The sequence below is a fragment of the Aurantibacillus circumpalustris genome, assembly GCF_029625215.1.
Classification (GTDB): domain Bacteria; phylum Bacteroidota; class Bacteroidia; order B-17B0; family Aurantibacillaceae; genus Aurantibacillus; species Aurantibacillus circumpalustris.
The window spans coordinates 2,857,547-2,873,671 of record NZ_CP121197.1 but is presented as its reverse complement, the minus strand read 5'-3'; the positions used below and the strand labels follow the sequence as shown (position 1 = coordinate 2,873,671).

15 protein-coding genes are annotated in these 16,125 nt (G+C 32.7%); 9 read left to right on the top strand and 6 right to left on the bottom strand.

The window, feature by feature from the left end; translation table 11 throughout:
- Window positions 1-68: 68 nt before the first annotated feature.
- From lhgD to P2086_RS11930, 5 genes are all read left to right on the top strand, one after another.
- Window positions 69-1,286, top strand: a complete 1,218-nt coding sequence (gene lhgD, locus P2086_RS11950; protein WP_317896975.1) for an L-2-hydroxyglutarate dehydrogenase — start codon at window positions 69-71, stop codon at window positions 1,284-1,286.
- Window positions 1,287-1,364: 78 nt separating this feature from the next.
- Window positions 1,365-2,249, top strand: coding sequence for a 4-hydroxy-tetrahydrodipicolinate synthase (gene dapA / locus P2086_RS11945; protein WP_317896974.1), 885 nt, complete (start codon window positions 1,365-1,367; stop codon window positions 2,247-2,249).
- Window positions 2,250-2,303: 54 nt separating this feature from the next.
- Window positions 2,304-3,257, top strand: coding sequence for an alpha/beta fold hydrolase (locus P2086_RS11940; RefSeq protein WP_317896973.1), 954 nt, complete (start codon window positions 2,304-2,306; stop codon window positions 3,255-3,257).
- Window positions 3,258-3,345: 88 nt separating this feature from the next.
- Window positions 3,346-3,852, top strand: coding sequence for a phosphoribosyltransferase family protein (locus tag P2086_RS11935; protein ID WP_317896972.1), 507 nt, complete (start codon window positions 3,346-3,348; stop codon window positions 3,850-3,852).
- Between the two features lies 1 nt (window position 3,853).
- On the top strand, window positions 3,854-5,089 hold the full coding sequence (locus P2086_RS11930; RefSeq protein WP_317896971.1) for a PP2C family protein-serine/threonine phosphatase: 1,236 nt from the start codon (window positions 3,854-3,856) through the stop codon (window positions 5,087-5,089).
- A 35-nt stretch (window positions 5,090-5,124) separates the two neighbouring features.
- Here the strand turns inward: P2086_RS11930 and P2086_RS11925 are convergent, their stop codons facing one another.
- The gene (locus P2086_RS11925; RefSeq protein ID WP_317896970.1) at window positions 5,125-6,123 is read right to left on the bottom strand and encodes a tyrosine-type recombinase/integrase; all 999 of its coding nucleotides are present in this window, start codon (window positions 6,121-6,123) and stop codon (window positions 5,125-5,127) included.
- Window positions 6,124-6,260: 137 nt separating this feature from the next.
- Here P2086_RS11925 and P2086_RS11920 point away from each other — a divergent pair, with 137 nt between their 5' ends.
- Window positions 6,261-7,169 carry an alpha/beta fold hydrolase gene (locus tag P2086_RS11920; RefSeq protein ID WP_317896969.1) on the top strand — a complete coding sequence of 303 codons (909 nt, stop codon included), beginning with the start codon at window positions 6,261-6,263 and terminating at the stop codon, window positions 7,167-7,169.
- A gap of 229 nt (window positions 7,170-7,398) precedes the next feature.
- Here P2086_RS11920 and P2086_RS11915 read toward each other — a convergent pair whose 3' ends face one another.
- The 5 genes from P2086_RS11915 to P2086_RS11895 form a co-directional block, all read right to left on the bottom strand.
- Window positions 7,399-9,108 (bottom strand): ArnT family glycosyltransferase, encoded by a 1,710-nt coding sequence (locus P2086_RS11915; protein WP_317896968.1) that lies wholly within the window; start codon window positions 9,106-9,108, stop codon window positions 7,399-7,401.
- On the bottom strand, window positions 9,096-10,034 hold the full coding sequence (locus tag P2086_RS11910; protein ID WP_317896967.1) for an NAD-dependent epimerase/dehydratase family protein: 939 nt from the start codon (window positions 10,032-10,034) through the stop codon (window positions 9,096-9,098). The genes P2086_RS11915 and P2086_RS11910 overlap by 13 nt, the downstream gene beginning before the upstream one ends.
- Complete coding sequence (locus P2086_RS11905) at window positions 10,031-10,957, bottom strand: glycosyltransferase family 2 protein (protein WP_317896966.1); 927 nt, start codon at window positions 10,955-10,957, stop codon at window positions 10,031-10,033. Before P2086_RS11905 ends, P2086_RS11910 begins: the two co-directional genes overlap by 4 nt.
- Before the next feature lie 322 nt (window positions 10,958-11,279).
- Window positions 11,280-12,197, bottom strand: a complete 918-nt coding sequence (locus tag P2086_RS11900) for a glycosyltransferase family 8 protein (protein WP_317896965.1) — start codon at window positions 12,195-12,197, stop codon at window positions 11,280-11,282.
- A 15-nt stretch (window positions 12,198-12,212) separates the two neighbouring features.
- Window positions 12,213-13,085, bottom strand: a complete 873-nt coding sequence (locus tag P2086_RS11895; RefSeq protein ID WP_317896964.1) for a class I SAM-dependent methyltransferase — start codon at window positions 13,083-13,085, stop codon at window positions 12,213-12,215.
- A gap of 152 nt (window positions 13,086-13,237) precedes the next feature.
- Here P2086_RS11895 and P2086_RS11890 point away from each other — a divergent pair, with 152 nt between their 5' ends.
- From P2086_RS11890 to P2086_RS11880, 3 genes are all read left to right on the top strand, one after another.
- Window positions 13,238-13,936, top strand: a complete 699-nt coding sequence (locus tag P2086_RS11890; protein WP_317896963.1) for a class I SAM-dependent methyltransferase — start codon at window positions 13,238-13,240, stop codon at window positions 13,934-13,936.
- Between the two features lie 420 nt (window positions 13,937-14,356).
- Window positions 14,357-15,517, top strand: a complete 1,161-nt coding sequence (locus P2086_RS11885; RefSeq protein WP_317896962.1) for a cystathionine gamma-synthase — start codon at window positions 14,357-14,359, stop codon at window positions 15,515-15,517.
- Between the two features lie 58 nt (window positions 15,518-15,575).
- Window positions 15,576-16,118 carry a YceI family protein gene (locus tag P2086_RS11880; RefSeq protein WP_317896961.1) on the top strand — a complete coding sequence of 181 codons (543 nt, stop codon included), beginning with the start codon at window positions 15,576-15,578 and terminating at the stop codon, window positions 16,116-16,118.
- Window positions 16,119-16,125 lie beyond the last annotated feature (7 nt).

Genomic DNA, 16,125 nt, shown 5'->3' with positions numbered 1-16,125 from the left:
AAGGCTTCTTTAAGGGATTAAATATAAAGTAAAATCCATCATTATTTGGTACATTTGTGCTCTCATTTATGGAAAATAATTTCGACATTATTATTGTTGGTGGAGGCATTGTTGGTCTCGCTACCGCATATAAACTCACACTTCATCACCCAAACAAAAAGATTCTTGTTTTAGAAAAAGAAAAAGAAGTGGCTGCGCATCAAACCGGGCATAACAGTGGTGTGATTCACAGCGGTATTTACTACAAACCGGGTTCTTATAAAGCAAAAAACTGCGTTGAAGGACGCCGTGAGCTGGTTAAGTTTGCAAAAGACTATAATATTCCACATGATATTTGCGGTAAAATAATTGTGGCAACACACGAAAGTGAATTGGCGCATATGACCAAAGTTTATAACAATGGTATTGCTAATGGCGTTGAAGACATTGAAATTATTGATTCTAAGCGCATCAAGGAAATAGAACCTTATTGCGAAGGCATTTCAGGGCTTTGGGTAGGCTGCACCGGTATTATTGATTATACCGACGTTGCAAAAAAATACGTTGAACTTATTCACAGCAAAAATAACGGAAGTAAAGTTCTTACTTCACAAAAAGTAATTGCTTTCGAAAAAAACGCAGACTCAACTGTTGTTGTCACTGAGTCTGCTAAGTTTACCGGTAAATACATTATTAGCACGGCAGGCTTACAAGCCGATCGTATTACCAAAAAAGAAGGAACTAAAACAGATTCTGCTATTGTTGGTTTTAGAGGTGATTATTATGATTTAACCGAAAAGGGATTAAGCAAGGTGAAAAACCTGATCTACCCTGTTCCAAATCCTAAGTTCCCATTTTTAGGTGTTCACTTTACACGCATGATAAAAGGTGGAACAGAGTGTGGTCCTAACGCTGTATTTGTATTTGACAGGGAAGGTTATACTAAGACTGCCTTCAGTTTAAAAGATACTGTTGATGCATTTACTTACAAAGGAACTTGGAAATTTTTCGGTAAACACTGGCAATTCGGACTCGATGAATACCGCGGGGCATTTAGCAAAACCTATTTTTTAAACCGTTTACGTAAGTTAATTCCGAGTTTACAAATGGACGATATCGTTGCTGCACGATGTGGAATAAGAGCCATGGCCTTAGGTCCTGAAGGTGAAATGCTCGACGATTTTAAAATCGAGAAAAAAGGCAATGCCATGCATGTGATTAACAGTCCGAGCCCAGCCGCCACAGCAAGTTTGGCCTATGGTAACGAAATTGCACTTATGGCAACAGAGTATTTCAATCTTAAGTAAATCAATTTAATCATAAAAAACTGTAAACAAAGCACTCGTCACTTTTAATCCATAATTTTTTAAGTAAATTTATAATACATGAGTAATAAAAATCTAAGAGGAACGGGAGTAGCAATTGTTACCCCCTTCGATAAAAAAGGAAACGTCGATACTAAATCACTTGCAACCATTGTAAAACATTTACACGGAGGTAAAGTGGAATACATCGTCATTCTTGGCACTACAGGCGAAAGTGTTACACTAAGTAAAGACGAAAAAAAACTAGTTATAGAAACCGTTATTAAAGCTAACGGAAATAAACTTCCACTTGTTTTAGGAATTGGCGGTAACAATACGCAGGAGGTAATTGATACCATACAACATACGGATCTAAAACCTTTCGAAGCAATTTTATCTGTAGCGCCATTTTACAACAAACCAAATCAAGAAGGTTATTACCAACATTACAAAGCGGTTTCAAAGGCTACAAAAAAAGACATCATACTCTATAATGTTCCCGGTCGTACAGGAAGTAATGTAACCTGGGAAACACAAGTTAGAATTGCAAACGATTTTAAAAATATTGTTGCCACAAAAGAAGCAAGTGGTAATATGGAACAAATAATGAAAATTATTAAAAACAAACCAAAAGGTTTTATGGTTATTAGTGGGGATGATAATTTAACTCTACCAATTTTGGCAGCCGGCGGCGATGGTGTCATTTCTGTTGTGGCTAATGCTTTCCCTACCGACTTCAGTGAAATGGTTCGCTTAGGACTAAAACATAAGTTTACAGAAGCCCAAAAATTACACTATGGTTTAATTGATATTACAGATCAGTTATTTGCTGATGGAAATCCTGGTGGTATTAAGTATGCGCTTAATTTGCTAAAAAAATGTGAAACCTATGTACGCTTACCTTTATGTGAACCAAACGATAAAGTCAAACAAACACTCGCTCGTTTAATTAAGCAGTACAAATAAGTTCAGAGTATATTATGAGTAAACTCATAAACACTAAAAATTAAAGAGGATTAAATGCGTTATACCTTTTTGTTCTCCTTTTTTTTATGCCAATTAATTGGTCTGCGTTCCCAAACAAAAATTCCTTTTCTTTTTCGTAAACAGGAGGAAAAAACCACCAAACACATCCATAAGTATTTGTCTCACGATACACTTGTTGAAACTTCGCAGGCCAATATTCATATTTATTATTCAAATAAGCCTAACATGCCCTATTTGCTTTTATTGCATGGAATGGGAATAGATGCTAAAACCAATTGGTACAAACAAATTTCTAATCTATCAAAACACTATAATCTATTAGTTCCCGATTTAATTTATTTTGGCACAAGCACCGCAAAAGAAAATAATTATTCAGTCGAATTTCAAGTTGAACAAATTCACGAACTAATTAAAAAATTAAATATAAATCCTAAAATTAACGTGATGGGCTTTAGCTATGGAGGGTTAACAGCTGCTGTTTACAATGAGTTTTTTAATGCCGAAGTAAATAAATTGATTATCATTGATGGCCCGGTAAAATTTTTCTCAGGGCAAATGGCAGATAGTTTAGCGCATATTGTAGGCGTTCCAAGCATGTCGAATATTATCATACCGCAAACTGTAAGCGAATATAAAGCAATGGAAAAAGCTGTACTTTCCAAAAAAATTCCAACGACAAAAAAGTTTAAACGTAAATTAATTCATTATTATTTTACACCAACTTTAGAACCCAGACAACTCGAAATAAACTACCTCATAGAACATCAAAACAGATACCAGTTTTACGACTACAATATTGACAAAACCCCTACCCTATTAATTTGGGGGGCTAAAGACGGCGTAGTTCCCTTAACTGTTGGAGAAAAACTACACGAATATTTTCCAAAAACAACACAACTACTAACTTTTAAAAAAGGTAAACACGACAGTCATTTCAGATATTCAAAAAAAGTAAACAAGGCTGTTGTGAATTTTTTAAAGAATTAGTTCATTGTTTATGACAGGTTTTCATTATTTTTACGTAGAAGGATAGATACCATCAAGTATTATTCAGATTATTGACATTAAAATAACAATGGGCGGAAAAGTAAAAATATTAAACACCTTACAAATCAAACAAAAAATAAATCGTTTAGCCTTTCAGGTATACGAAAATAATTTTTCAGAAAAAGAGCTTTTGATTGTTGGGATCGATGGAAATGGATTTAAAGTCGCACAACAACTTTGTGAAAAACTAAAAGAAATTTCCCCAATTAAAATAACTATCGGCAAAATAAAATTAAACAAAGAAATGCCTTGGGAAGGTGAACCCGCAGTAGATTTTACCGAGAAAGCATTTGTAAATAAAACAATTATTTTGGTCGACGATGTCTTAAATAGTGGAAAAACCCTCATGTACGCCGTTAAGCTGTTTCTAGACAAACCCGTAAAAAAAATAAACACGGTGATTTTAGTTGACAGAAGCCATACACGTTTTCCTGTAAAAGCAGATTATGTCGGCTTAACTTTAAGTACTACCTTACAGGAACATATAGAAGCAGATTTTTCAAAAAAAAATAACGAAGCGGTTTACCTTACATAATTTGGCAGAAGGCTCTAAAATATCAAAACAAAAGCGGATTCAGGATCTTAAGTTAAACGCTCTGTTGGAGGTTACTAAAGCTATCAATAGCAATTTGTCAACGGCTCAACTTTTAGACCTCTACCAAGAAATTCTTGAAAACCGTCTAGGCGTTGGTAAATTAATCCTATTTCACTTTGATAAAGAATGGACCTGCATACTAAAATACGGTATGGGTGATGAGTTCAGTAACATGATTTTTGAAGATGAATTGCTGGCTATTCACGAAATAGAAACCATTACTTTTAGCAAAGGCTTGTTAAGTAAAAGCTTTGAAATAGTGATTCCTGTCTTCCACAAAAAAACGCCTCTTGCATTTGTTTTATTAGGCGATGTAAATCAAGACAAGCTTGAACTAAGTGCAGCAATTAAACATTTGCCCTATGTGCAAACACTTACCAATATTATTATTGTTGCCATAGAAAACAAAAAACTTTATAAAGAACATATTGAAAGAGCGGAAATAAAAAAGGAGTTAGAACTTGCCCAAAATATGCAGCAAATGCTCTTTCCACAAGAACTGCCAAATACCGATGCCTTTCAAGTTGCAGCTAAATATTTACCACATCAACAAGTTGGTGGCGATTACTACGATTTTATTCAACTTAATAATCACGAATTTATCTTTTGTATAGCCGACGTAAGTGGTAAAGGAGTTGCCGCAGCGCTATTAATGAGTAATATGCAAGCTACCTTACACAGTTTAATAAATTACACGCACAATTTAAAAGACATCATTATTGAACTGAATAAGCGCGTAATTGACAATACGAAGTCTGAAAAATTCGTGTCATTATTCCTCGCAAAACTCAACACTAAAAGTCAGCAATTCAGTTATATCAATGCCGGACATAATCCTCCTATTTTCTATTACGAAAACAAATTCAGAGAACTTAATAAAGGTTGTACAATATTAGGCATAAGCGAAAATTTAGCTCAAATCCAAGTTGAAACGTTTAATTACACCTCCGAATTTACCTTAGTTTGTTATACAGATGGGCTTACAGATACCTCCAACTCTGAGAACGATTCACTTAGTGTCGACTCTTTAAAAGACATCATCGCAAAAAACGATAAATCTAAACCAGAATTTTTAAATGAAGCTCTTATGTTTTTCGCTGAAGAATTTAAAGGAGAAAATGAATTTCCAGATGATATCGCCTTGCTTACGCTTAAGGTTAGTGATTTGAATTTTTAGAAAACTAGCTTATTTCCTTAAAAGCCAATTCTGTTCTAATCAAATAATCCCAATTGTTCACACAATTGACTTTCCTCTTTGTTCCGTTTTAAGGAAAGTTCATTGTACTTTTTTTTTATTAGAACAATCTCTTCATCCTCTTTTTGACCTAACAATTTATCCAAAGGTGAAAATTTATTAATTCTATTCTGATCAGTAACGTGTAAATAAACTAAGGTGCTTTGAATGTTTGTATGACCCAAAAGTTCTTTTATTGAAAATATATCCAAACCCGCCTCCAACAAATGAGTTGCATAGCTATGACGTAAAGTATGCAAACAAACACCTTCCTTCTTAATATTTGCTCGTCGTAACGCACTTTTCAAGATAAAACTAATGGAAGAATCGCAGATACGTTGATTGTACGCGCCTCCATTAAAGATGTAATGGCCTCTATGCCCGTTTATCATGTATTTGGTAAGCTCGCTTAATAAATTAGGTGAAAGTGGAACATATCTATCCTTTTTGCCTTTTGATCTTTTAATCAGAATACTCATTCTGTCTGCATCCACATGGATCCATTTTATATTAATCAATTCACTTAGTCGCAAACCTCCCGCGTAAATAAATTGAAGTATTAATCGGTGTTTAAAATTTGTTGTCAAGTCAAACATAGTCTTGCACTCTTCTTTACTTAAAACTGCTGGAAGTTTTTTTACAAACTTTAATTTAGGCACTTTAATATTTGTCTCCTTCCCTCTTATTTTAAAATAATACCTAAGGCTGTATACTGTTGTCTTAAATTCGCTTTCAGATAAACTTTTAGCATGTTGTATGAGGTGGGATAAATAATCTCTTAATTCCGCTTCTGAAAGATCCTCAGGGAGTTTATTAAAATACAAAGTTAAGTCAGCTAACTTACGACTGTAACTTATGAAGGTTTTATAAGTTAAACCTGTCACCATCATCCCTTTTCTGAGATCTTCCATTAAATTTTTAAACTTTGGAACTGCTATCTCTGCCAGTGCCACCTTTTTAGATAAATTTCTTTCCATTTTTATGACAAGAAACGGTTATTAAATAAAAAATAAGATTCTTTTTTTTAGAATAAAAGTCGCGTTCATTTTTTAAATAAATTTTATATTTGATGGGTTGACCTGTGTATAAAATATCTCGGTCAAAACTCCTAAAAATGAAAACCACAATTCTTTTTTCAACATTAACACTGCTAACGATAGCAGGCTGCAATAATATGAACACATCAAACGAAAAAATCACTTCGACAACTGAGACAGTAAAAGATTCCTTAATTTCTAAAAACGGATATTCAGAAGTCAACGGAATTAAAATGTATTACGAAATATACGGGCAAGGTAATCCTCTTGTACTAATTCACGGCGGCGGTTCAACCATACAAACCAGTTTCGGCAAGGTAATTCCTTTATTCGCGAAACATAGACAACTGATCGCTGTTGAATTGCAAGCGCATGGCCGAACTGGCAACAGAGATACAGATCTTTCATTTGAGCAGGATGCAGAAGATGTTGTTGCACTACTTAAAAATCTTAGAATAACTAAAGCCGATTTTTTCGGATTTAGCAATGGTGGGACAACCTCTATGCAAATTGCGATTCGTCACCCTGAGATTGTTAATGCCCTCATTTTAGGTTCTGCACTGTGCAAACGTAATGGTGTTCCCGAACAGTTTTGGGATTTTATGAAACAAGCGCACATAGGCCAGATGCCAGAGCAATTAAAAGAAGCATATAACCAAGTAGCAGCAAACCCAGATGGTTTGCAAGTAATGCACGATAGAGATGTAAAAAGAATGCTGAATTTTAAGGACATTCCTGATGAGCAAATTAAATCCATAAAAGCACCAACCTTAATTATAATTGGAGACAAAGATGTGATCACACCAGAACACGCTTTGGAAATGCACAAGTTAATCAGCAACTCTCAATTAGCAATTATCCCAGGAGGACATGGAGAATACATGGGAGAAATTACAACACTAAAATCTACTACAAAAGAAAGTGAGTTTATTGTTCCACATATTGAAAAATTTATAAAAGAAAGTTCAACTCTTTTACCTAAATAAATTTTATATTTAACTCAAGCAGGCAACAAATTATTTTATCCTCCTGTAACTTTGGTTTTATCATCAAGCCTGTAGTTATTGGCAACCAAAGACTAACTTAGCTAAGATAAAAATCACTTACGACAAATAACCGTAAAGTTTGTTTTAGGAATATTATCTTTTCTAATATAGGCCTTAAGATCACAATAGTACGTGTAAGCCCTAAATTCAAGCGAACTAGAAAAACTTCTTACAAGCTCTTGCGTTCGTAAATAAGTATTGAGTTTTTACCCTGCTGCTTATATGTTGCTATCTGTTCACGCCATACATAGTTACTGTTTGTATAACCGTCAACCATATCAACAAAACCTATTAACGTGTAATTTTCTGTTATATACTTATTTGCCCATTCAAACACGTAATTATCCGTATTAGGTTGAACCATCAATGAAATAGGGTTATTGAAAAAAATCACATACCGCGGCTTAGCTTTTTCAGTATCTCTTACAAATTCACGTTGCCATTCTTTATGCGTTTTCACATTGCTTACTAGCGCTGTAAAGTAAGCATGCCGAGATGGTGATTTCTTTTTAGTGTAGAAATAAATCTGAGGCTCTGACCCAATTAAAACGATATTATCTTCTGGCTTCGAGTTAGCATTAATAAAGTTCCCTATTTCCATTGCCTCTGGAAAAGGATTGCTTCCATATACTTGCCTTAAAATTAAATCATAGTTTGGATGAAAATAATAAGATTTTAACGCGTTTATATGGTTGTACGTTAGCACTGCAAATACTGAAAGGTAAATGTACCTTAATTTCAATTTTCCGAGCTTAAGTTTTGGCTCAAAAACGGTGATAATACAATGATAAGTTAAACCTGCTAATAAAGAAATACCTGGCAGGGTCTGTATCCAATAATGACCATAGAAATAAAAACCAGGGACAATAGTTAAACCTGAAAAAATTAACAAACTAATTCCAAAAGCTTTTAATTGAAATGAAATAGGTCGCAACAAACATACCGCAACAGCTAAAACACTATGTACCCAAAAAAATTTATAATTTTGAACAATAGCATCTCTGGTATATTTAAAATATTTAATACCCTCTTCAAAAGGCACACCGCCAACGTAAACTTTTGAATACTCGTAGGTCCAATAAATCATTTCATTAAAAGATCCTTTGAAAAAAATAACAGTAAAAAAGATAGCTATTACACTAAACCCACCAACTGAATAAGCCAATAGATTTTTAAAAAACGTTTTAAATTGTCTTGGCTTTTTTGAGAAGATTAAATCCAAAATTAGAATTAACCCACCCCAAAGTGGCATAAATACTCCTGATGTTTTTACCATAAATGCCATACCCAAGGCAACGCCCATTGACAAAAAATAATACCACTTTCCACTCTTTTTAGTGAGGGTATAAAAAAACAATCCTAAGCTAATAAAAAACGCAACACCGTGTTCTGCCTGAACCGTAAAGCCACTTAAATTTGCAGTTAAAGACACAAAAGCAAATGTAATAGCTGAGATTAAACCGGCTATAGGTGAAAATAAATTTTTACCAGCATTATAAAGTAACAAAATTGTGGCGATATTTAAATACATAAATCCAGTATGCATACCTTTTACAGTATCACCAAAAAGGCCAACAATACTTGCATAAAAATAAAATAACCCTGGGAATTTCATTTCATAAAAATCTATATACGGGGTTTTACCTTCTAGCGCAAGCTTACCCATATAACTGTATATGCCCTCGTCTCTCTCAAAAGGAATTAATAAAAATTTACTGCGAATACTATAAATCAATAGAATTAAAATTGTCATTAATATTGAACATATTTTTTCCTCTTGAGTAAAAGAAAATGTTCTGCCAGCAATTTTAAAACTACTGGTTGATAATAGATTGGTCGAGGTCTTTTGAGTTTTATTACCGGTAGCTATTTTCGCCATAAAAAATTATTTTTTATAAAGTTATAAGTTTCAGTCATACCCTGTTTGATTGGAGTAAAATTAAAATTAGTAACTGCCTTAAGAATTTTCGTGTTATCAAGATCTATAGTCGTGTTATCGCTCTCTCGTTTATCAACGTATTCCACCTGAAAAGGCTCTGAAACCGTTGTCTTAATTAAATCAACAATCTGATTAATTGTTAATGTATCGTTTGAAGAAAGATTATATGTTTCAGAAGTGTTTACATCTGCCGTTAAAGACAATCCCAACAACTGCGCGACATCCTTTACATAAATATAATTCCGAAGATTATTACCGTCTCCAAAAATCTTAATCTTATGATCAACTATGCTTTTTTCTAAAAAAGTGTTTATTAAACCTAAACCCTTAGTCGTATCCTGCCCTTCACCATATACGTTTGAAATTCTATATATATCACAATTTATTTTGTGCTTTTTTTCATAGTACATTAAAAAATTTTCAATTGCTAATTTTGTAATGCCGTAAGGTGAAAAAGGATTCTTATTGTAATTTTCATCAACTTTTTTATGAGTTGTACCATACACTGTTCCTGCACTACTTAGGTAAACTATTTTTTTTACGTTTAGTTTTGATATACACTCTGCAAAAGTTAAAAAGGGAATTAAATTTTTTTCAACGTCTATTAAAGGGTTTTCCCAGCTATTTGCCGGAATAGTTTCTGATACAAGGTAATAGATAATATCTATGTTTTTAAAATATTCAGCGTTTTGAATACTATTTAATAAGTTAATTTTTTTATAATTAAAAGAACTACGATCGAAAATACTTTCACTGCTCCTACCGAATAAATGTACTTGTATATTGTTTTTTAGAGATAAAAAATTAGTCAGGTGCCGGCCAATAAAACCATTGCTTCCAATTATAGCAACATTGGTAGAACTCATATGTTTACGGTTTTTTCAATTACAACATATGGCCGTTGGCGAACCTCATCGTAAATTCTTACAATATATTCGCCAATAATTCCTAAACAAATAAGAATTAACGAACTAAAAAATGATATTAAAATAGCTAATGTTGCAAATCCCTTAGTTTCTATCTTTTGAACAAAATAACCATATATTGTAACAAATGAATATAGACAAGCAAAACCAAAACCAATAAATCCTAAAACAGTAATTAAACGAATTGGCGCTGTTGAAAATGAAAAAACTCCGTCTAAAGCAATTTTCATTAATTTCTTTAACGTGTAACCAGATTGTCCGTCAATTCTTGCCGAACGCTCATACTCTACTCCAATTTGTTTAAAACCTACCCAGGCACGTATTCCCCTCAAAAACGGATTTTGCTCCTGCAATTTAAGCATATTGTGTACCACGTGCTTTTTCATCACACAAAAATCACCACTATCAATAGGTATATGAATATCGCTCATACCTTTTAATATTCTATAGAAACTGCTGTACGCCAACCGCTTAATAAAAGATTCTTTTCTCTTTTTTCGAACGCCATATGCTACATCGTAACCTTGATCTAAATATTTAAAAAAACCCGGTAACAAAGATGGAGGATCTTGCAAATCGTCATCAATAATAGCTATATAATCACCGCTACAATGACTTAATGCGGTTTTTACAGCGATTTGGTGGCCGAAATTTTTAGATAATTTTATACCCTTTATGTAGGTGTATTGCTTACTTAATTCTTCTATTTTTTCGTAACTTTTATCACGACTACCATCATCTACTAACACAACCTCTAAATCCCAATCTGATTGCTGGCGCTCGGTATCAATAGCCTCCATCAGTAAATTCATAAACTTAACAGAATTGTAAATAGGAACAAGTATCGAAATCTTTTTACTCATCAATTTAAATAGCTAATATACTCTATTATTTTTATTCTAACTCTTGTAAATTACAAATATAAATCGTCCATTCTTTACTCATTTACACCTGTTTTTCCTTTAAAATTGAGGGTATTTATTGTACTATACCGATTACTTTTGTAAACAAAAACATTTTATTCACAATGCTATTGAAGCGAACCAAAAAAAACAGAAAGCTTTTTCTCAAACTGCTAATCGATTAAAGCAAAATATATTGGGAAACATTTAAGCTTATTCGATTTCAATAACCTTTTCTGCAAACTAAAATTTTGTAACTTTTTGAACTCAACACAATTTCATATTAAGAATAACTTCTTTTTAAATATTTAAATACAAATGTGAAATAATATTGAATCCTTTTTAAAGCTCCTATAAATGACTTATCGCCAAAAGGAACATCTTTCCAAGGTGAAATCTTTTTATAGTGTAAATAATTTTTCTTAAATGGAGATGGATCAAGCCAAAACCAAGGCTTAAACAACCTATTTGCATAATGTATTATTTTAGGATTGTTATATTCTTTGAAAATTTCATCCTTAGAAAAAAACCTGAAATCCGCTTTTCCAATTCCAAATCTTACCAATCCTAACCTCGCAATAGCATTCCATCTATAAGGCACTATTTGCCAAGTATCTTTTAATATAATGTTTAAAGAATCTTGGTCAGGATATTCCAACAAATGTTCATTATCAATTTGAAATTGATATGCTTTTTGAGAAATTTGATCTTCCTGCCACCTCTTGCAGTCTATAAGCATCATACCTGCATTAAATGATTTTGTGAGATTAATTTTTTCTAAATGTTTAATTGGGCACAAAACCTCATAAACAGCTGAAATTATATTACCTTCCTGATTAATATTGTACAACTCAGTAACATCACCCTCTACAATCATGTCACAATCTAAAAACAACATTTTATCAACCTGTAATGTATCTAATAAAAAGTATCTATAATAAGTGGCTTCACTATAAATTTCAAAAACTTTTAGTTTTTCAAAATATTTCCTATCGGGCTTTAAAAAAGAAATTTTACATCCAAACTCAGTTTCAATTTGCTTAAACCGTTCAATATCTTCTGTTAAAATCCCTCCATCAACAATGTAAATATCAAACAGTTTTGGGAATGCACTGTTTAACATCAGCGAATAAATCATAATTCCTAAGTGCTGAGCATAGTTTTTATCTGTAGCACAGCCAATGTTATATCTGGAAGTCATAGTGTGGTGGTAAAATTATATTTTCTCATAAACAACTAATGCGGTTCTTTTCCCTAATGTATTATTAAAGAATTTTAAAAAGAACTTTAAAACAGCAGTGGAAATTTTGTTGTTTATACCGGTTTTGTTTTTGAAATATTGGATAAGATAGTCAAATCCTTCATATTTAAAATCTTTTACACGAAGTCCAAAATGAGGTGCTATGTTTGTTAAGCTTTCTTTGTTCCAAAGCCCCATGTGATGGGGTGGTAAATTTAATGTATGATATTTATCGTACTTCAAAAAATAGGGCTCGTTATTAGGTACTGCAATTATTAACAGACCTCCCTTTTTAAGCATTTTTGTCATACTGCTTATAAATTTACCAGGATGTTTGACGTGCTCTAAAATTTGAAATCCTGTTACATAATCAAATTTTTCAAGGTTTTTTTCAGCAAAAATTTCAATAGACTCATTACTAAATTCAACTCCCTTGCTTTTTAATAAATCTCCAGCAAAATCACTTTTATCAAGCCCATAACATTTACAGTTTTTTCCTGCTAATTCATCAAAGAAATCTCCTCCTCCACATCCTACATCTATAAGCAATGAATCATTTTTAATAATAGAAGCAGCTTGCTTAAATTCCCATTTTACTTTTTGATATAGTCTTTTTGTGTTATTTGAATACAAATCAATGTAAAACTTATTATCACCTTCAACAGATAAAGGATAATAAAAACGAAAACCTGTTTTACTACACTTTACAATTTTTACTTCATTAGTTTTTTCAAATAGATAAGATACTTCAATGTTGTATTTGTCCTTATAGCCTTTTATGATTTTTTGAACATTTAAAGATTCTACCTCTTCAACAGAAGCGTTTTTTATTAGAGTATTTTCTATCATTTGGGCAAATTTAATAAAGATTTACTCATAATTCAAAACTAAAAACTGGTGCCAATTGCACTCAATAAAAACTTAAGTAACTGACATATAAATTAGTTTTATATTATGGCAATCATTTTTTATAATTACATTTGCTCCCTAATTTCTAAAATATGTCAGATTTTTTACATCCAAAATTATCGTCGCCTTTTTATTTCGTTAGAACAGGGCTTTTTAATGCCGCAACCTCTTTTTCTGAACATACAAACGGTGGTAGGTTATTAGATTTTGGATGTGGTTCTAAACCTTACAGATCTCTGTTTAAGGTAGATGAATATGTTGGTCTGGATTACGAAAATGAGGGGCATCCTCATAATGAAGAACAGATAGATATTTTTTATGATGGGGGCAAATTACCTTTTAAGGATGCTGAATTTGACTATATTTTGTGTACCGAAGTATTTGAACACCTGTTTGACTTGGATGATAAAATCGCTGAGTTTAACAGGGTTCTTAAAAAGGATGGGCTACTATTTGTAACCTGCCCTTTTTTATGGAACGAACATGAGATACCATACGACTTTGCACGATATACTTCTTTTGCTTTAAACCATAAGTTTAAAAACAAAGGTTTTGAAGTTCTTTTATATAAAAAAGGAGGCACATTTATCGAAACCTATACTCAGGCTTTCTTTTTATATTTTTCAAGAAAAGACACGCGATATAAAAGTGAAAAAATTGGTATACTCAAAAAGTTTATAATTTTTAATATTAACGTTATTGGTAAAATACTTAATAAACTGCTACCTGATAATGATTCGCTTTATTTATCAAACATATATATAGTGAAAAAAGCTGAAAATCTTGTTTAACTGAATTTTATTATCTATAGAAATCCTTGGCAGCTAATATCTAAAATAACATTTTTAAACCAAATATTTTATCGAACTTTAATCTACAATCTCCTTATTCTATATAGTTTTAAGAGATTTCTACTGACTGAAAAATCTTACAATTGCTTTAAAACAATGCAACTTCATTTAGTGAGCCCAATAGCCTGCATGGCATTATAACGATTAGTTGGAAGGTTTGGTACAATGCAATTGTTCTTAAAAACATTCTAGTTCAATAAAATTGAAAGATAAAAAATCGTAGTAAACTAATAAAATACTAACATAACAAACATAGTCCTGATTCCTCACTGGCTATTTCAGGATATGCTTATATAACTTATATTTGCGATACTAATTTATAGCATATTTGCTTATTTAATATCTTTCAAAATTTAAACTATGTCTAATAATTTTTCAAATTATAAATTCGGTACCAAAGCTATTCACGCAGGTGCAGATCCTGATCCTAGTACTGGTGCTATTATGACACCGATTTTTCAAACAAGTACTTATACACAAGAATCTCCAGGCAAAAATAAAGGATACTCTTATGCGCGTGGAAAAAATCCTACACGTGATGCTCTACAAAAAAATATTGCCGCGTTAGAAAACGGTAAGCATTGCCTATGTTTCAGCAGCGGTATGGGATCAATTGATGCTATTATAAAAATGCTTCGTCCCGGTGACGAAGTTATTACAGGTGACGATTTATACGGAGGCAGTTACCGCATGTTTACAAAGGTGTTTGCGAATTTTGGAATTAAGTTCCATTTTATAAACATGACTACCGCATCGAATATTGAAAAACACATTAACAGCAATACAAAATTAATTTGGGTTGAAACACCTACCAATCCGACCATGCAGATAATGGACATTGAGGCTTGTGCGAAGATTGCTAAAAAACACAAACTCATTTTAGCGGTTGACAATACCTTTGCTTCTCCGTATTTACAAAACCCTCTCGCTTTAGGAGCCGATATAGTAATGCACAGCGTTACAAAATACTTAGGCGGACACAGCGACGTAGTTATGGGGGCTTTGGTTGTAAACGACAATACTATTTATGAGCAATTAGCATTCATCCACAATAGCTGCGGTGCGACGCCTGGTCCAATGGATTGTTTTCTTGTGATGCGTGGAATTAAAACGCTTCATTTGCGTATGGAACGCCATTGTTTTAATGGACGCCAAGTGGCTGAATATTTAAAAACACATCCTAAAATTGAAAAGGTTTACTGGCCTGGTTTCACAGATCATCCCAATCACGATATCGCTAAAAAGCAAATGCGCGATTTCGGTGGAATGATTTCTTTTGTTCTGAAGGAAAAAAGCATCGAAAACACATTTAAACTTGCATCTTCCTTTAAAGTGTTTTCTCTTGCTGAAAGTTTAGGTGGCGTTGAATCACTAATAAATCATCCTGCAACTATGACGCATGCCTCTATTCCTAAAGCAGAGCGAGATAAAGCTGGTGTTACTGATAATTTACTTCGCTTAAGCGTTGGTGTTGAGGATATTGAAGACATCTTAGAAGATCTCAAGCAAGCGCTAGCCTAATAAAATTGGAAATACTTAAACAAATTTCTTACATTTACTTTAATCTAAACATTTGTACATGAAGCAACTCTTACTGATAATTATACTCTTCACGGCCAAATTCGTCGATGCACAAATTTATCTGTGCAAAGATGGTGATACCAAATTTACTTCGGAGGCTCCGCTAGAATTAATCAAAGCACATTCAAATAAAACTACTGGAGTAATTGATTATTCAACCAAAAATGTTGCCTTTGCCATTGACATAGATTCTTTTGAAGGATTTAACAGTGGCCTCCAAAAAGAGCATTTCCGCGAGAATTACATGGAAACAGGAAAATATCCAAAGGCTACTTTTAAAGGTAAAATTATTGAAGACATTGATTTTACAAAAAACGGAACTTACTCTCTAAGAGCAAAAGGCGATTTCGCTATACACGGAACAGAGAAAGAGAAAATAGTTAAAGTGAAAATCATCATCAAAGACAAAGAAATATATATAGAAACAAGTTTTGAAGTCCCCTTAGAAGATCATAATATTAAAATTCCAAAAGTTGTGAACCAAAAAATCGCATCGGTTATTTTGGTAGAAGTTAAAGCAACCTTAAAACCAAAATCCTAGATTATCT

Excerpts from the sequence above, each read along its gene's own strand:
- P2086_RS11915 (WP_317896968.1), bottom strand. The coding sequence starts at position 9,108 with ATGGCGAAAATAGCTACCGGTAATAAAACTCAAAAGACCTCGACCAAT.
- P2086_RS11885 (WP_317896962.1), top strand. The coding sequence starts at position 14,357 with ATGTCTAATAATTTTTCAAATTATAAATTCGGTACCAAAGCTATTCAC.
- P2086_RS11900 (WP_317896965.1), bottom strand. The coding sequence starts at position 12,197 with ATGACTTCCAGATATAACATTGGCTGTGCTACAGATAAAAACTATGCT.
- P2086_RS11920 (WP_317896969.1), top strand. The coding sequence starts at position 6,261 with ATGAAAACCACAATTCTTTTTTCAACATTAACACTGCTAACGATAGCA.
- P2086_RS11925 (WP_317896970.1), bottom strand. The coding sequence starts at position 6,123 with ATGGAAAGAAATTTATCTAAAAAGGTGGCACTGGCAGAGATAGCAGTT.
- P2086_RS11890 (WP_317896963.1), top strand. The coding sequence starts at position 13,238 with ATGTCAGATTTTTTACATCCAAAATTATCGTCGCCTTTTTATTTCGTT.
- P2086_RS11910 (WP_317896967.1), bottom strand. The coding sequence starts at position 10,034 with ATGAGTTCTACCAATGTTGCTATAATTGGAAGCAATGGTTTTATTGGC.
- P2086_RS11895 (WP_317896964.1), bottom strand. The coding sequence starts at position 13,085 with ATGATAGAAAATACTCTAATAAAAAACGCTTCTGTTGAAGAGGTAGAA.
- P2086_RS11880 (WP_317896961.1), top strand. The coding sequence starts at position 15,576 with ATGAAGCAACTCTTACTGATAATTATACTCTTCACGGCCAAATTCGTC.
- lhgD (WP_317896975.1), top strand. The coding sequence starts at position 69 with ATGGAAAATAATTTCGACATTATTATTGTTGGTGGAGGCATTGTTGGT.
- P2086_RS11935 (WP_317896972.1), top strand. The coding sequence starts at position 3,346 with ATGGGCGGAAAAGTAAAAATATTAAACACCTTACAAATCAAACAAAAA.
- P2086_RS11940 (WP_317896973.1), top strand. The coding sequence starts at position 2,304 with ATGCGTTATACCTTTTTGTTCTCCTTTTTTTTATGCCAATTAATTGGT.
- dapA (WP_317896974.1), top strand. The coding sequence starts at position 1,365 with ATGAGTAATAAAAATCTAAGAGGAACGGGAGTAGCAATTGTTACCCCC.
- P2086_RS11905 (WP_317896966.1), bottom strand. The coding sequence starts at position 10,957 with ATGAGTAAAAAGATTTCGATACTTGTTCCTATTTACAATTCTGTTAAG.